The sequence below is a fragment of the Gordonia sp. LMA484 genome (assembly GCF_058129505.1).
On sequence record NZ_CM176700.1, the window covers coordinates 4,293,989 to 4,309,964 of the forward strand.

16 protein-coding genes are annotated in these 15,976 nt (G+C 64.9%); 6 read left to right on the plus strand and 10 right to left on the minus strand.

From position 1 onward, the window contains the following. Positions 1–8: 8 nt before the first annotated feature. Entirely contained in the window at positions 9–626 is a 618-nt protein-coding gene (locus AC4AMJ_RS19000) for a TMEM175 family protein (RefSeq protein WP_489913907.1), read from the minus strand. Between the two features lie 101 nt (positions 627–727). Between AC4AMJ_RS19000 and AC4AMJ_RS19005 the strand changes: the two genes are divergently transcribed. Then, positions 728–2,182 carry a wax ester/triacylglycerol synthase domain-containing protein gene (locus AC4AMJ_RS19005; protein ID WP_489913909.1) on the plus strand — a complete coding sequence of 485 codons (1,455 nt, stop codon included), beginning with the start codon at positions 728–730 and terminating at the stop codon, positions 2,180–2,182. On the opposite strand, the gene AC4AMJ_RS19010 is transcribed toward AC4AMJ_RS19005, so the two are convergent. The 6 genes from AC4AMJ_RS19010 to hsaA form a co-directional block, all read right to left on the minus strand. Beyond that, positions 2,137–3,282: a sulfotransferase family protein gene (locus tag AC4AMJ_RS19010; protein WP_489913911.1), complete on the minus strand. Its 1,146-nt coding sequence runs from the start codon at positions 3,280–3,282 to the stop codon at positions 2,137–2,139. The genes AC4AMJ_RS19005 and AC4AMJ_RS19010 overlap by 46 nt on opposite strands. Next, positions 3,275–4,063 carry an SDR family oxidoreductase gene (locus tag AC4AMJ_RS19015; protein WP_489913913.1) on the minus strand — a complete coding sequence of 263 codons (789 nt, stop codon included), beginning with the start codon at positions 4,061–4,063 and terminating at the stop codon, positions 3,275–3,277. Before AC4AMJ_RS19015 ends, AC4AMJ_RS19010 begins: the two co-directional genes overlap by 8 nt. After that, complete coding sequence (locus tag AC4AMJ_RS19020) at positions 4,060–5,253, minus strand: hypothetical protein (protein ID WP_489918467.1); 1,194 nt, start codon at positions 5,251–5,253, stop codon at positions 4,060–4,062. Before AC4AMJ_RS19020 ends, AC4AMJ_RS19015 begins: the two co-directional genes overlap by 4 nt. Positions 5,254–5,332: 79 nt before the next feature. Beyond that, positions 5,333–5,947 carry a 3-hydroxy-9,10-secoandrosta-1,3,5(10)-triene-9,17-dione monooxygenase reductase subunit gene (gene hsaB / locus AC4AMJ_RS19025; protein WP_489913915.1) on the minus strand — a complete coding sequence of 205 codons (615 nt, stop codon included), beginning with the start codon at positions 5,945–5,947 and terminating at the stop codon, positions 5,333–5,335. Next, positions 5,922–6,830, minus strand: a complete 909-nt coding sequence (gene hsaC / locus AC4AMJ_RS19030; protein WP_489899464.1) for an iron-dependent extradiol dioxygenase HsaC — start codon at positions 6,828–6,830, stop codon at positions 5,922–5,924. Before hsaC ends, hsaB begins: the two co-directional genes overlap by 26 nt. A gap of 569 nt (positions 6,831–7,399) precedes the next feature. Next, entirely contained in the window at positions 7,400–8,584 is a 1,185-nt protein-coding gene (gene hsaA, locus AC4AMJ_RS19035) for a 3-hydroxy-9,10-secoandrosta-1,3,5(10)-triene-9,17-dione monooxygenase oxygenase subunit (RefSeq protein ID WP_489899463.1), read from the minus strand. Positions 8,585–8,819: 235 nt separating this feature from the next. Here hsaA and AC4AMJ_RS19040 point away from each other — a divergent pair, with 235 nt between their 5' ends. The 3 genes from AC4AMJ_RS19040 (at position 8,820) to AC4AMJ_RS19050 (ending at position 11,164) form a co-directional block, all read left to right on the plus strand. Next, positions 8,820–10,043 (plus strand): 3-ketosteroid-9-alpha-monooxygenase, oxygenase component, encoded by a 1,224-nt coding sequence (locus AC4AMJ_RS19040; protein WP_489899462.1) that lies wholly within the window; start codon positions 8,820–8,822, stop codon positions 10,041–10,043. A gap of 4 nt (positions 10,044–10,047) precedes the next feature. After that, entirely contained in the window at positions 10,048–10,446 is a 399-nt protein-coding gene (locus tag AC4AMJ_RS19045; protein WP_489913917.1) for a hypothetical protein, read from the plus strand. A 223-nt stretch (positions 10,447–10,669) separates the two neighbouring features. Then, positions 10,670–11,164: a C40 family peptidase gene (locus tag AC4AMJ_RS19050; RefSeq protein ID WP_489899460.1), complete on the plus strand. Its 495-nt coding sequence runs from the start codon at positions 10,670–10,672 to the stop codon at positions 11,162–11,164. Here the strand turns inward: AC4AMJ_RS19050 and AC4AMJ_RS19055 are convergent. Together AC4AMJ_RS19055 and AC4AMJ_RS19060 are read right to left on the minus strand one after the other, a co-directional pair. Then, positions 11,139–11,663, minus strand: coding sequence for a hypothetical protein (locus tag AC4AMJ_RS19055; RefSeq protein ID WP_489913919.1), 525 nt, complete (start codon positions 11,661–11,663; stop codon positions 11,139–11,141). The genes AC4AMJ_RS19050 and AC4AMJ_RS19055 overlap by 26 nt on opposite strands. After that, positions 11,660–12,286, minus strand: a complete 627-nt coding sequence (locus AC4AMJ_RS19060) for a TIGR03086 family metal-binding protein (protein ID WP_489899458.1) — start codon at positions 12,284–12,286, stop codon at positions 11,660–11,662. The genes AC4AMJ_RS19055 and AC4AMJ_RS19060 overlap by 4 nt, the downstream gene beginning before the upstream one ends. A gap of 177 nt (positions 12,287–12,463) precedes the next feature. On the opposite strand from AC4AMJ_RS19060, the gene AC4AMJ_RS19065 reads away from it, so the two are divergent. Together AC4AMJ_RS19065 and AC4AMJ_RS19070 are read left to right on the plus strand one after the other, a co-directional pair. After that, positions 12,464–13,258 (plus strand): VOC family protein, encoded by a 795-nt coding sequence (locus AC4AMJ_RS19065; RefSeq protein ID WP_489913921.1) that lies wholly within the window; start codon positions 12,464–12,466, stop codon positions 13,256–13,258. 136 nt (positions 13,259–13,394) lie between these two features. Then, on the plus strand, positions 13,395–14,327 hold the full coding sequence (locus tag AC4AMJ_RS19070; RefSeq protein ID WP_489913923.1) for a hypothetical protein: 933 nt from the start codon (positions 13,395–13,397) through the stop codon (positions 14,325–14,327). Between the two features lie 84 nt (positions 14,328–14,411). Here the strand turns inward: AC4AMJ_RS19070 and AC4AMJ_RS19075 are convergent, their stop codons facing one another. After that, a complete protein-coding gene (locus tag AC4AMJ_RS19075; RefSeq protein ID WP_489913925.1) occupies positions 14,412–15,869 on the minus strand; it encodes an aldehyde dehydrogenase family protein in 1,458 nt (485 codons plus the stop codon). Positions 15,870–15,976: the final 107 nt, after the last annotated feature.

Below are 15,976 nucleotides of genomic sequence, written 5' to 3' on the forward strand. Positions count from 1 at the left end.
TGACGAGATCACCGGAGCCGCGTCAACAGCCGCTCCAACGGACCCGACAAGAACAACAGCAGCAGTGGCCACACATCGACCGCGGGCACCACGATCGCGATCGCCAGGGCCACGACGAGGAGCACGAGCGTGCCCCACCCGGACCGTTGTTTCAGCCACTCCTCGGTCTGCTCACCCGGCTCCAACAACTCCCGGTGACGCGCGCCCCAGTCCGTCATGACGATCAGCGAAAGGATCGACACGGCAAGCGTGCCCATGTAGACGGCGTTGGCGCGCTCGATGTGCCGGTTGTCCATCATCGCCGTCACGAAGGGCAGGACGACGATGGTCAACAGCCAGACGAAATGCAGTTGGAACAGCACGCGATCGTAGGCCCGGAAGTTCTCCATCATGCGGTGGTGATTTCGCCACAGAACCCAGATCACGATGAAACTCACCGCGAAACTGATGATGTCGGGCAGGTGATCTCCGAGGACCACTCCGACCGTCGTGTCGTCCGCGATCTCACCCGGAATATCGGCTAGTGGCAACACCAGCAGCGTCAGGGCGATCGCGACCACCGCATCGGAGAACGCGATCAGTCGCCGGAACCCCTCCTCGGTCCGCCGCGATTCGTGTTCGGCCATGCAGTGAGACTACGACGGCCCGTGCCGTCAGGTCGGCTCTCGAGATCACTCGGTCGCCGATTCTCTGCATGCGGAGTTCTCGACGGGAGCACAATCGAGTGATGGCGGAACCGGATCGGATGGGGTCCTTCGACGCGGTGCTGTTCGGCGTCGAGTCCGATCCGCTCCTGCGTTCGGTGATCGTTCTCGTCGTCCTGCTCGACCGGGCGCCGGATGAGGAAGTCGTCCTCGACCGCGCCGAACGGATGACCCGCCTGTATCCGACGCTACGGCAACGACCGGTGGGGAATCCGTTGTCGGTGGCGCCGCCGCGCTGGGAGACGGATCCCGATTTCGACTTCGACTATCACATCCGCTGGCGTCGGCTCGGCCCGCGGCACGGCCCGCTCGCCGATGTCCTCAGGTATGCCGAGCGGATGAGCGAGCAGGACTTCGACCACGCGCGCCCGCTGTGGGAGGTGTCGATCCTGACCGAGGTCGCCGACGACCGGGCAGCCTTCATCCTCAAGATCCACCACGCACTCACCGACGGTATGGGCGGCATGGAGATGGCCGCAATCCTGTTCGATGTCAACCGCACCCCTGCCGATCTCGGACCGATGCCGGACGCCCCGGTCCCGTCGAAGGCCAGTGTCCTCAAGCGCATCGAACACGGAATCAATTTCGAGACGAGGCAAGTCGTCAGTGAGCTGTCCACCGCGTCAGAGCTTGCCGTTGCAGGCTCGAAGAGCTTGCTGCGCAATCCAATCGGCTCCACCGTGGCAGCGGCCGGTTTCACGGGGTCGGCGATGCGGATGCTCGCACCGCAGGGCGCTCCGTTGTCGCCCCTGATGACCCGCCGATCGCTGTCGGTGACCTTCTCTGTTCTCGATGTCGGCCTCGAGGATCTGATCACCGCCGCCCACGCGGTCGACGCCACGCTCAACGAATTGTTCATGACGGCGGTCGCCGGAGCGCTGGCCGACTACCACCGAAAGCTCGGCGCTCACCTGGACGCGATCCGCGTGAACATGCCGGTCAGCACCCGAGCCGCTGACGATGCACCGGGCGGCAACCGTTGGGTGCCGGCCCGATTCATCGTGCCGGTGGACACCGTCGACACCAGTACGCGGGTCCGTCGCCTCCGGCCGGTGCTGCGCCGGGCAGAGCGCGACCCGGCGCTTCACCTGTCCGGCATCATCTATCGGCTCCTCACGATTCTCCCGAGGCCGGTGACCACGCTGGCCGCCGGGTCACTGATGAAAGGCGTCGACGTCGCCGCGACCAACATTCCCGGCCCGGATTTCGACGTTTTCATGGCCGGCGCGAGGGTGACCGCGCTCATCCCGTTCGCTCCCAAAGCCGGTGCAGCGGTCAACATCGCGCTGATGTCCTATCACGGGCGCGTCCACATGGGCATCAACTGCGATCGTGCCGCGGTGAGCGACCCCGCGCTGCTGACCGAATGTCTCCGTGCGGCGACCGACGAGGTGGTCGCGCTGGGAACTCAGCACGCGCGCACCGCCGACGCTCAGCCGCCGAACACCTCGGCGACAGCGCCTTCGGTCAACCCGTAGTCGGCGAGACTGTAGCGGTGCTGCGGCTTCCGATCACCTGACCGGCTCTCGTCGTCGAGCGCGACCATGGCGGCCCGCGCTTCCTCGGACAGTTGCGCCCCGAGTGCCGCATACACTCGTTCCACCGTCCCGAATGGGTCTTTGCGCAGATCGGTGAAGTCGACATCGAGGAACTGTGCCGGATCGTAGTTCTTGCGCGCTGCCTCGAACTCGCGGAGGCCACGCGACCAGAGTTCGAGCTGGGCCTCGCCGATAGTCGCACCGACGAATGTGGTGGACCAGCCTGGGGTGGCGTGCTCGGCAAGGCTGCACATCGACGCGATGATCGTCTCGGGCGGACGATGCGTCTGGATGACCAGGGCATCGGGGTAGGCGGCCATCAGCGCATCGAGCGCGAACATGTGGCTCGGATTCTTGAGTACCCAGCGCTTCTCCGGATCGTTGAGCCCGATAATCTGGAGATTGCGACGGTGGCGCCGATAGGTGGGAGTCCAGTCCTGCTGGGCCAACCACTGCGAATAGGTCGGCAGGTAGGCCAGCGATTCGTACGAGATCGACATGATGTTCTGCCGCAACAACTGCCAGCACTCCTCGACCTCGCCGGCCTCGAGGTAGTGCAGTCCCATGAACTCCGGGTTCTCGACGTGGTGCAGTTCGAGTCCTGCGTTGATCTGCTGATAGACGGGGTTGTCCGCCCAGGTCTCGCGCGGTGGTCGGGGTTGCGGGAACTCCGCCAGCCACATCTCGAGCCCCTGGTGGGCCGGATCCGCGGTCAGCAGGCGATGCAGCGCCGTCGTGCCGGTCCGGGGCAGCCCGGTGACGAACACCGGCCGAGTGATCGGCACATCGACGTAGTCCGGGTGGGATTTCCAGGAGGCCTCCGACAACAGGCGCGCGATCAGCGCTCCCTTGAGGAAGAACCGGAACATCTTGCTTCCCAGTTCGGTGAGGCCGGCGTCGCGGGTGTAGGACTCGAGCAGGATCTCCAGTGCCTCGATGTAGTCCGAGTCGCCGAAGTCATCGAGACCGGTTGCGCGCGTGGCCGCTTCATGGAGATCGTCAACGGTGCCGACATTCCTGCGTGGCGCGACGCTAGTCATGGTATTCCCCGCAGTTCACATCCAGGGTGTGACCGGTGATCGCGCTGGCCATCGGCGAGGCCAGGAACACCGCGGCCTCGGCGATCTCGTCGGGCTCCGGCAACCGTTTCAGATCCGACTTGCTCGCGGTCTGCTCGTAGACCTGGTCGGGGGTGATGCCGTACTTCTTGGCAATCTCGCCGAAGTACCATTTCAGCTGGTCGTCCCAGATGTATCCGGGTGCGACCGTGTTGATGCGGATGCCCTTGTCGCCCAGCTCTGTTGCCAGGGTCTGTGACATCGCCAGCAGTGCCGACTTGGCCAGTTTGTAGCTACCGTAGCGGGGTTCGGAGTGGCGGATGACCATCGAGTTGATGTTGACGATGGCGCCGTTGGTGGCCTCCAGGGGCTCGGTGAACGCCTTGATCACTCGGAGCGTACCAAGGACGGTCAGGTCGAGACTGCTCGAGATGTGATCGAAGTCGGTGCTCGCCAACGGTTTCATCGATGGCAATGCGAACGCATTGTTCACCAGGACATCCGCGCGGCCGAACTCCTCGAGTGTGGCGGCCACCAGTCCGTCGACGGCATCGTCGTCGGTGATGTCGGTCGGCACGACGAGTGTTGTCCCACCCGTGGCATCGATCTCGGCCGCCACTTCCTTGAGCCGTGATTCCGTGCGCGCGGCCAGCACCACCGCGGCGCCCGCAGCGGCCGCACGCAAGCAGATCGACCGACCGAGGCCGGGCCCCACTCCGGATACCACCACCACCTTGTCCGACAGCAGACCCGAACCCGTCACAACAACATCCTTTCGGCAAAGGCACGTTGGCGTGCCGCAATGCGTTGGTTCCACGCCGTGTCGTCGACGACGTTGTCGGAGAAGTACGGCAGGTGCGCCTCGACGTCGTCGACATCGATCACCTGCGCACTGGGACCATCCTCCGGCGCGATCGGGTTTTCGGTGCGCTGCCAGCGGAACTGCATGATTCCGGTCGCCCGACCGGTCGTCTCGATCCAGTTGGCCACGCCAGGATTTTTCCGCGACACCACCATTCGGATCATCCCGTCGGGATCGACTTGTGCCTGAGTGGAATTCAGGCTGGTCTGGTGGTTGACGTAGTCCAACGAGATGTACCACATGCTGCCGAGCTGGAAACCCTGATACGGCGCATCCGATCTCGGCACCGTGATGACCATCGCCTCGTTGTCGGCGAGGCGGTAATGGCCGACCGCCGAGTACTGCGTGGCCAGTCCGCCCGGGGTGAGTCGCGGAGACGTGAACGTGTTGACCGGTTCGTCGAGGTAGAACCATTTCGGGAAGTTGAACCAGGTGTTGATGCGCGATGTCAGCATCTTTCCGGCTGTGGCGTAGCGTCGCGTCACCCGAGCGAGATCGGGTTCGGCCGGTGCGGTGCCGGCGGTGTCGATCCGCTCGATCGAGATCGACCCCTTGCGCTGGGTCCAGTCGCTGTAGACCTCCCGGACCGACAGCATCGACGCGTCGTCGGCGAGCACGAAGTAGTCGTCCCGGTGCTCGTCAATCGGCGGTCCGAAGGTGATCTCGAAGTTCCCGTCGGCGTCGATCGGGATACGCCGGTCGTCGAAGGCGTCGTCACCGCCGGGAACCGAGGACGGCGTGTACTCCCCGGCCAGGACCTGAAAGCTCAGATCGACCGTGGAACCGCGTTGTCCGCGTACGATATAGGTGCCGGTCGGCTCCAGGTCGGCGTGATAGTAGAGCGTGTCGGGGTTGTCCAAACCCATCTTCGTCATCGGACCGGTGGACGTGATGAAGTTCGGATGGCTCTTCTGCCGCGACCGGACCAACTGCACGATCGCCGCGATGCTGCCGGCGAGATAGTCGTAGCCCTCGGCGAGATCCTGTTCACTCTCCACGAACTCCGCTGACGCGATGAGTTTCTCGGCCTCGGCGATCGCGTCGGTGAGTGGCGTGGTCACATTCGTCGGCCGTTCGACACTGCCGAGCATGACCTGTGGTTGATGGGTCACTCGTCCCCCAAACCGCAGATCGAGTGGGTGACGAGCGGAGCGAGGAGCCGTATCGAGATCATAGCCAGGTGTCGCCTCCAGTCCAGGTGAGGAAGTTCTCGAGTTCGGCCTGTGCGGGTGTGACCCGCGGGTGTTCGGTGGACAGGTAACCACCACGGTAGAACAGCAACGGCTTGTCCTGCAGCACTTCTCCGAGCGTGCGGGCGCGGCCGATGACGATGTGATGGTCGCCTCCGTCGGTCACCCGTTCCACATCGCATTCCACCCAGGTCAGTCCGTGCCGGATCACCGGCAGTCCGGCCGGCGACGGGTCCCAGGTGACGTGTCGGAACTTGTCGTCGCCTGGAGCGCCGAACGCCGCACTGACGTCCTGCTGACGGTTGGACAGGACGTTGACGCAGAACTTTCCGGCCTGCTCGATGACCTTCCAACTCCGCGATGTCTTCATCGGGCAGAACAACACCAGTGGCGGGTCCAGAGACAGCGCCGCGAACGACTGGCAGGCGAATCCGACGGGAGAGCCCTCGGCGTCGATGGTGGTGATCACGGTGACACCCGTGCAGAACTGCCCCATCGCGGTCCGGAACTGCCGACTGTCGAACTCGGCGGAACCGTAGGGCGTGCGTGTGACCTCCGGGCTCGCCATGTCAGCGGAATCCGACGGTGAAGTCATGGCCCCACAAACTGACTGCGGTGCTCTCCCGCGCTATCCACTCGTCATCGTTGACGGTTCTTCCTTCACAACCGAATTCGATGTCGAATCCGCCGGGGGTCTTCATGTAGAACGACAGCATCAGGTCATTGACGTGGCGGCCCAGGGTTGCCGACATCTTCACCTTCTTGCGCAGCGCCCGGTCGAGGCACAGGCCGACGTCGTCGGAGTTCTCCACCTCCACCATCAGGTGCACGATGCCGGTGCTGTTGGGGATCGGCAGGAATGCGAGGGAGTGGTGCCGAGGATTGCATCCGAGGAACCGAAGCCATGGCGACTCCTCGCCCTCCTCGCGTCCGACCGCCTGCGGGGGCAGGCGCATCGAGTCACGCAGGCTGAAGCCGAGCACATCGCGGTAGAAGGCCAAGGCCGCCTTGTCATCATCGCAGGTCAACACCACATGCCCGAGACCCTGCTCGCCGGTGACAAACGTGTGCCCATACGGACTCACCACCCGACGATGCTCCAGCGCGACACCGTGGAACACCTCGAGGGTGTTGCCTGCCGGATCGGTGAAGACGATCATCTCGACCACGCGACGGTCGGCGAGTTCCTCGTCCTTGGCCTCCCGGAAGATCACCCCGGCCGACGACAGACGATCCCGGACATCCTGCAGGGCTTCGGCGTTGGCGCATTCCCACCCGGAGCTCGACAGCCCGTCCCGATCGCCCGGGACGATCACGAGCCGCGCCGGAAAGTCGTCCATCCGCAGATAGAGCGCCTCGTCGGTCAGGCCCTTGCCCTCGACCATCCCGAGGACCTTGAGGCCGTACTCACGCCAGGCGTCCATGTCGGTCGCCTCGATCCGCATGTATCCGAGGGATCGGATCGGACTGTCACTCATCGCTTCTCACTCCTCTGGTCATCCACACTCAGCCCTCGAGTCCCTGACGAGCCTCCGAGCTTGCGTACCCACCCCGGTCCCCGCGGCTTCGAGCTTGCGTATCCACTTCGGTCCCCGCGGCTTCGAGCTTGCGAACCCACCCCGGTCCCTGAGGAGCCTCCGAGCTTGCGAGGATGCGTCACGAAGGGCCCTTCGTGACGCTCGGCTAGCGCCTCGCTCCTCAGGGAGCGGTTGTCGCGGGCGAGCACTACTGACAGACGTGCGTACTTCGGTCCCCGACGAGCCTCCGAGCTTGCGTACCCACTTCGGTCCCCGCGGCTTCGAGCTTGCGAACCCACCCCGGTCCCTGAGGAGCCTCCGAGCTTGCGAGGATGCGTCACGAAGGGCCCTTCGTGACGGCACTTCGCTAGCGCTCCGGGCCTCCTCAGGGAGCGGTTGTCGCCGGCCAGCACCCCGCTCCCCAGAAAGCGGTTGTCGCCGGCTGGCGCCTCGCTCCTCAGAAAGCGGTTGTCGCCGGCCAGCGCCTCGCTCCCCAGAGAGCGGATGGGCGTCTCCGCATTCATCACCGCTCACACCATCGTGTCGCCGATCGGAATCCCGAACTCGCCGTTGCCGAATGCGACGTAGGCTCGCTCGGGGTCGTTGGCCGCGTGCACGCGTCCGGCGTGTGCGTCGCGCCAGAAGCGCTGGATCGGTGTGCCGTTCTCCAACGCGTGGGCGCCGGAGTTCTCGAAGAGCCGGTCGATCGCCGAGATGGCACGGCCGGTGGCACGTACCTGATCGCGACGCGCCGCGAGGCGCAACTCCATCGACACCTCCTCGCCGGCCAGAATCAGGTCGTATTCGGCCTGCAGGTTGCCCGACAGTTGTCGCCAGGCGGCGTCGATGTCGCTGGCGGCCTCTGCGATCCGCACCTTGGCGAACGGATCCTCCTTGGCCTTCTCGCCGGCGTAGGCCGCGCGGACTCGCTTGCCCTGATGCTCCACGTGAGCCCGGTACGCGCCATAGGCCATGCCCACGATCGGCGTGGCGATGGTGCTCGGGTGAATGGTGCCCCAGGGCATCTTGTAGACCGGCGCCGTGTTGCGTTCGAGTCCCGGACTCTGTCCCATGCTCATCGTCCGCATGCTGAGCATCCGGTGACGCGGGACAAACACGTCTTTCACCTCGATCGTGTTCGAGCCGGTACCACGCAGCCCGACGACATTCCAGACGTCCTTGATCGTGTAGTCGCTGCGCGGGATCAGGAAGCTGACGAAGTCGACGGGCTTGCCGTTCTTGATCACGGGGCCGCCGACGAACACCCAGTCCGCGGTGTCACAGCCCGAGGACCACGCCCAGGAACCGTTGACCTTGTAGCCGCCGTCGACGACCTCACCCATGCCCATGGGGGCGTACGAGGAGGAGATCCGCACATTGGTGTCGGAGCCCCAGACGTCTTCCTGCGCCTGCTGGTCGAACAGGGCGAGATGCCAATTGTGGACTCCGATGATGCCCGACACCCAGCCGGTCGAACCACACGCGGATGCGATGCGCCGCACGGCCTCGTAGAAGGTCACGGGATCGACCTGATGACCGCCCCACTGCTCCGGTTGCAGCAACCTGAAGAAGCCCGCGCCCTCGAGACTCGAGACGGTTTCGTCCGGGATACGCCGGAGCTCCTCGGTCTGCTGGGCCCGCTGCTCGATCTCGGGAAGGAGTGCGTTGATCTTCTCCAGGACCTGCTCGGCTGCTTCGCTGCGTTGTGCTGGCATCTCGCCCGCTCCTACTCAGTTCTCGACGACGGTCCGTCGCCGCCCATGGTTCTCGTCCGTTTGAGATTAGAACACGTTCTCATTTATGTCGAGCACTGGGACTTTGTGCCCATTTCCTGGCCCGATCATTACCGGACCGCCCGATCTGCTCGCCATTTTTGTAACATGTTCTAGTATTGCGAGTGAGGTGATTCGTACCGAACGGGCGAATCAAGCGCCAGAACAGGAGTAACGGATGTCCCCGACACCCGAGTCCGTGTCCCCGGTGGGGGCCGGCACTGCAGCGCCCGCCGGCGATGACATCGCCGTGCGCGAGATCGACACCGGAGCACCGCCCACGCGGTTCGCACGCGGATGGCACTGCCTCGGCCTCGTCGACGAGTTCCGTGACGGAGAACCGCACTCGGTCCAGGTCTTCGGCACAAAGCTCGTCGTGTGGGCCGATCAGCAGGGTGAGATCAACGTCCTCGACGCCTACTGCCGACACATGGGTGGCGACCTGTCGCAGGGTTCGGTCAAGGGCGACAACGTCGCGTGCCCGTTCCACGGATGGCAGTGGAAGGGCAATGGTCGGTGCGCGGGCGTGCCGTATGCCAAACGCAATCCGAAGCTCGCCAAAACCCGCGCGTGGCCGACGATGATCCGCAACGGCCAGGTCTTCGTCTACAACGACCCCGAGGGCAATCCGCCGCCGGACGAATGCATCATCCCCGAGCTCGACGAGGTGGGCTCGGACGAATGGACCACCTGGACATGGAACCGCATCGTCATCGAGGGGTCGAACTGCCGGGAGATCATCGACAACGTGGTCGACATGGCGCACTTCTACTACGTGCACTTCGCGTTGCCGGACTATTTCAAGAACGTCTTCGAGGGCGAGGTCGCGGCGCAGTACATGAACTCGCACGGCCGACCGGACATCTCGCTGGGCACCAATTACGGCGACAGCCGCCTCGAGTCGATCGCGGCGTACTACGGGCCGTCCTACATGCTCAACCCGATGGTCCAGTACTACGGCGGTTTCGCGATCGAGACGATCCTGACCAACTGCCACTACCCGATCGACGCCAACTCCTTCGTCCTGATGTACGGCGTCATGGCGAAGGTGCCCGAGGGACTCACCGCCGAGCAGGCCGACAAGATGGCGAAGAAGATCACTGCCGGCGTCGAGGTCGGCTTCCTGCAGGACGTCGAGATCTGGAAGAACAAGACCCGCATCGACAACCCCCTGCTGGTCGAGGAGGACGGGCCGGTCTACCAGCTGCGCCGCTGGTACGACCAGTTCTACGTGGACAAGGCCGAGGTCACCGATGAGATGACACAGCGCTTCGAGTACGAGATCGACACGTCGAAGGCTCTGGAGAGCTGGGGCGTCGAGATCGAGGAGAACCTGCGGCGCCAAGAGGAAGCCTCCGAGCAGGGTGAGGTCGCGGACGCATCGGACAAGGCCGAGGTCTGAGCCGATGACACGGGCGGCGGCCAATGAGGGGGTCAGTGCATCTGGTTGGGCGAAGGCGCCCGACTTTCACGGTGATCCTGATCGCCTCGCCGCTGTCCACGACGCGACGCGACGCGACCGCGACCATTATCTGCGTGGCGGCATGCGCGAGATCGAATGCCGGTCGTGCCACGCGTGCGTGCTGGTCAAGAAGACCAGCGCATTCCACACGAGTGTGCAGTGGACCTCCGAGGCCCGCGATCGGTGCAACGAACTCGAGCGTGCCGAGGACTCCGGCAAGGCCCTGCTGCCCGGCGCGATGGTGCCCACCTGTCCTCGACTGTCCGCGAGCATCGACCACGACGTCGCCGAGGGCATCATCCCCGCGGAATCCCCGGAGAGCGACCCCGACGGGTATTGGTGAGGACAGCCGGCGCCTCACCTCGAAAAGCACCTCAGAAAAGTGTCCCGGAAAGGCACCCCAGAAAGCGCCCTGCCCAGCCCTCCATCGACATAGTGTCGACGGCTCGTCTGAGCCGGGTGCATCGCAGGGGCACTTTTCCCACACACCGTTCCCACCAGCCACTTCTTTACCAATCTCAATCGAAGGTTGAGACAAGCGGAGCCACATCCGTCACTCTTGTGCCATGACAGATCTTCGACGTCGTGCGATCGGTGTGCTCTGCGCCGCGGTGCTCGCAACGGGTGTCTCGGTGGCGCCGGCCGTCGCCGACACCGGATCATCGGGGTCGTCGGGGTCGATGGAGATCTACCTTCCGGTCTCCACGCCCGCCGGCATGCAGGCGCTGAGCGCGGCGATGACCCAGATCGGCAAGCCGTACAAGTGGGGCGGCACCGGTCCGAACTCGTGGGATTGCTCCGGACTGGTGCAGTGGGCGTTCGGGACCGCAGGCATTCATCTCCCGCGGACGAGCCAGCAGCAGGCCAAGGTCGGACACGCCATCCCGCTCGGCGCGCTGGCGCCGGGTGACATCATCATCTTCTGGCGCGACGCCAGCCACGTCGGGATCTACGCCGGGTTCGGTCAGGTGTTCAACGCCTACGGCCCCAACGGCGTCCCGATCGGATTCACCCCGCTCGACCGGATGCCGTCGATCAAGACGATCCGTCGGCTGGGGTGAGCGCGGCCGCGACCACCAGTCCGATCAACACGATGGCGACGACGAGCACACCGAGTAACCCGTAACCGACGTCGATGAGTGGCGAATCCACCTGCACCGCGTCCTGGACGCGCTGATCGAAGAGGTGTGTGCCGGGATCGGCCAGTGCTGGGATCACCACGGCGAGTGAGCCGATCGCGCCGAGCGCGACGATGACCACGGCAGGCCACCGGAGCGCGGCTCGCCACCACGCGACCACGGCGATGACCGCGATCAATGCGCCGAGCACCACCGTCCACAGCCCCGGTCGCAGCGTGTGTTCCTCGAGGAAAGCGACGTCCTCGGGCGCCGCACCGGGCACCGAGACCCGGCCGAGACCCGTGATCGAGGGCTTCACCCCTTCATCGGATACGCCCCACGGGACCAGACTGAACGCCACCAGCAAGAGTCCGCCGACCGCGGTGATCGGCCAGGTGAGCCTCCGGACCGCGGCCCGGGCGCGGTCGGTTCCTTCGCTCATTCCTCCAGGGTGCCATGCGGCCAGAACGGATCCCGACCGGTCAGGCCGGCGAGCCGATCGAGAAGACGTGCGTCATCGGGTACCTCGACAACCGGGCCGAACATGCCCTCGCGCTCACTCTGCGGCTGTGGCGGGTAGTGGAAGTCGTAGACCACGCGCAAGATGTCGTCGGACAGGTCGTAGTCGACACCGATGCTCCGTGCGACGTCCCAGCCATGAAGCACGAGCTCGGAGAGAGCGATGATGCCCATGATCTCGGCGGGGGCGTCGACTCCCCCGGCCTGAGTCATCCCCTCCCAGGCTCCCGGCTCGCGCCAGGCCTCGACGAGGTCGACGAGATTCCCCTCCAGCGCGGTCCGCCAGTCATCCGGCAGCACGTTCGTCGTCGGGTCAGGCGGTGTCGATGTCAACGGGCCCAGGTCTTTCCGCGCCGACGCCGTGAAGGCCCGGCTCAGACCGATCACGTGGGCGAGCAATGCGGCGAGGTCGGTGTCGGCGCACGGGGTCGGTCGGCCCAGTTCGTCGTCGGTGACCCGCGCCGCGAGTTCGTTCATCTCATCGGCTGCGGCGGAGATCTGCGGGGCATAGCCGGCTGTCGTGTGGGTCGCATCTATGGGCTGCATCGTCGGGGTTCCTTCCATGGCCGGGTCTGATCACCTGCAGATGTCGACACCGGCGGGCGGCCATTCTCATCGGTATCGGTTGATTTGCGGCATGTCGCCGATGAGTTTGGTTCACGCTGAAGGTCAGCAGTGGTGCAGCATCGAAACCCGGAATCGACAATCCTGAAAGGACCCGTGATGAGTGACTACACGGCGCCGGTCGGCGCACCCATCTGGTTCGACCTGATGAGCAGTGACCCGGACAAGGCCGCCGAGTTCTACGGCGCGATCTTCGGATGGGAGGCCGAGGAGCCCAACGCCGAGTTCGGTGGTTACCGCAACTTCGCGAAGAACGGAAAGCTCGTCGCGGGTATGGGACCGGTGATGGATCCCAACGGGCCGTCCGACATCTGGTCGGTGTACCTGCACACCGACGATCCCGCCGCCACCGTGGCGGCGGTGGAGAAGGCCGGCGGCTCGATCATGGTGCCGCCGATGGACGTCGGCGAGATGGGCACGATGATGGTTGCCGTCGACACCGCGGGCGCGGCCATCGGCTTCTGGAAGCCGGGCACGCACCCGGGCTTCGTCGAGTGGGGCGAGCACGGCACCCCGTACTGGTTCGAGTGCCACACCAAGGAGTACGAGAAGTCGCTGGCGTTCTACCGCGAGGTGCTCGGCGCCCGCATCGAGGAGATCGGCACCGGCGGCGATCCCGACGCCGTAGGCCCGGACGCCTACGGACAGGTGTTCATCGGCGAGAGCTCGTACTCGGGAATCATGGACGCGGCCAAGATCCACCCGGCCGAGGTGCCGTCGTTCTGGCAGGTCTATGTGACCGTCGACGACGTCGACGCCACGGTGAAGCAGGTCGAGTCGCTGGGCGGCAACGTCTTGATGGCCGGCGAGGAGACCCCGTACGGCACGCTGGCCGCGGTCACCGACCCCTTCGGCGCGATGTTCTGCCTCGGCCACCCGCCGGCCGGGATGTAGGGCGACGGACTCGCGTGACCGCTGGCAATTCGCGCCTCGACTGGTCATTCGCGCCCGCAGCTACACGCGCGAATGACCGGTCGGCGCGCGAAGAAATCGGGTGGCACCGAACCGGCCGCTGGTGCGTCCAAGGAGCGTGACCACCTATCCCACCGATGAGCACGGGCTCATCTTCCGCACCGCGGCACTCGACGCCGGCTTCACCGACACCGACCTGACACGCGCACGAAGGCGGGGCGAGCTCGTCGTTGTTGCACGCGGTGTGTCGGCAGAGGCTGCCGAACGTACCCCGGAGGAGCTCCACCGCTTGTCGGCCATCGCGACCAGTAAACACGCCGACAGTACGATCACGCTCAGTCATCAGAGTGCCGCCACTTTGCACAAGCTCGCCATGCTCAAACCCAACTTTCGGCGCGTGCACATCACCACTGGTTCCACACACGGGGCGCACCGTACGTCGAAACGGCATGAACACACCGGCGCGTTGGACACCACCGAGATCGTCATGATCGACGGCGTGCGGGCGACGTCGTTGGAACGTACCGCCGTGGACGTGGCCTGCACGTCCCCACTCGGATTTGCCGGCGCCCTGGCCGTATTCGACTCCGCACTTCGACTTGGCGCGGACCAGGAAACAATGCGGACGATTCTGCGATCCAAACGTCGGGGCGTCGGCCAGGCACGTCGGGCGCTCCGTCATGCGGACACCGGCGCCGAGAATCCCGGCGAATCGTGGACCCGAGCCCAGATCATCGAGGCCGGACTTCCAGCGCCCCGGCTGCAACATGAGTTCTACGACGACAACGGGAAGTTCGTGGCGCGTACCGACCTCGACTGGTCGGGATTGCTCGTCGGTGAATTCGATGGGAACGCGAAGTACACGAAGTTCCTCAAACCCGGGGAGTCAGCGTTTCTGGCGATGAAGAGGGAAAAGATCAGGGAGGACAAGCTGCGAGATTTGGGAATCATGGTGATCCGCTTCACGTGGAAGGAGCTCGAGAAGGGCGGAGTGGTCGCCGGCCGAGTCCGTAGCTGGCTCACCAAGTTGCACCTGTTGGCGGCCTCGTGAGAGATGCGTTCTCGCACGTCCACCAGCCAACCGCGCGCGTAGCTTCATGCGCGGACAGCTGATGGACGCGCGAGAGCCAGTCGCCTACATCTGCGCCCACACCGTCTTCGACTGCAGATACGTCTCGATGCCCGCCTTGCCGGCCTCGTAGCCCCAGCCGGACTGCTTGTATCCGCCGAAAGGCATGGAGTGGTCGAACTGCAGCTGACAGTTCAGTCCGACGGTGCCGGCCCTGACCTCTTTGGCAAGCCTGTGTGCCCGACCGAGATTCGACGTCCAGATGGTGCCGGCCAGCCCGTACTCGGTGTCGTTCGCGAGGGCGATGGCCTCGTCCTCGTCGTCGAACGGCAGCACGGTGACGATCGGGCCGAAGATCTCCTCCTGGAACAGCCGACTCGTGGCGGGATCGACCTTGGTGGCGATGGTCGGATGCACGAAATAGCCCTTCCGATCGAGCCGATGACCGCCGGTGACCAGTTCGACGCCGTCGGCGCGGCCCAGGTCCAGATAGCCCAGGACTCGCTTCAGCTGCTTCTCGCTGATGAGCGGGCCGATCATCGCGCCGTCTTCCTTCGGTCCGCCGAGCTGCAGGTTGTTCGCGACGGTCGCAAGTCCCTCGACGACCCGGTCGTAGACACCTCGCTGTACGAAGATCCGCGAGCCGAGCATGCACACCTGGCCGGAATGCAGGAAGCATCCGAAACCCGCCATCGCGGTGGCGGTGTCGAGGTCGGCATCGTCGAAGATCAGCACCGGCGACTTGCCACCTAGCTCGAGAGTCACCTTGTTGAGATTGCTGGATGCGGATGCGTGGACGATCTCCCGGCCGACCTCGGTGGAACCGGTGAAGGCGACTTTGTCGACGTCGGGGTGGGCGGTGATCAATGCGCCTGCGGTGTGCCCGTAGCCGTTCACCAGATTCACCACGCCGTCGGGTACGCCTGCCTCGGCCAGGATCCGAGTCAATACCAGCGCCGAAAGTGGCGTCTCCTCAGCAGGTTTGACGACGGTGCTGCAGCCGGCGGCCAGCGCGGGAGCCAGCTTGGCGCAGAAATTGAAGACCGGGCCGTTCCACGGGAAGATCAGTCCGACGACGCCGTACGGCTCCCGCAGGGTGTAGGCGTGCATGTGTGACTCGACGCCGGTCAGACCACCTGTGTTCACGTCGCGCGCAATCCCGTCGATCTTGGTGCACCACCCCGCGTAGTACCGGAACCATTCCGACCCCACCTTGGTGATGGTCTGTGCCTGGATCGGCGGGATGCCGGTGTTGACCGATTCGAGTTCGGCCAGGAGTTCGGCGTTCTCGTCGATCAGGTCCGCGACCTTCCACAGCACCTTCGCGCGGTCATAGTCGGCCATCCCTGACCACACCTTGGAGTCGGCGGTCGCCTTAGCACGCGCAACTGCAGCATTGATGGCCTCGGGACCGGCATCGGTGAACTCGGTGATCTGGTCTTCGGTAACCGGGTCGATGATCGGAATCACGTCCCCTGTCCCCGGAATGTCACGGATCTCGTCCAGCACGGACTGCACCGTCATGGTTCTCCCCTTCATATCGTGGCTTCTTCGGATGGTCGGCCGGTCGGGGCCGATTCCGCGAGCGTGGTGACCGGTACACGAGATGTCCATCGCCGGTCTCGGTGGCC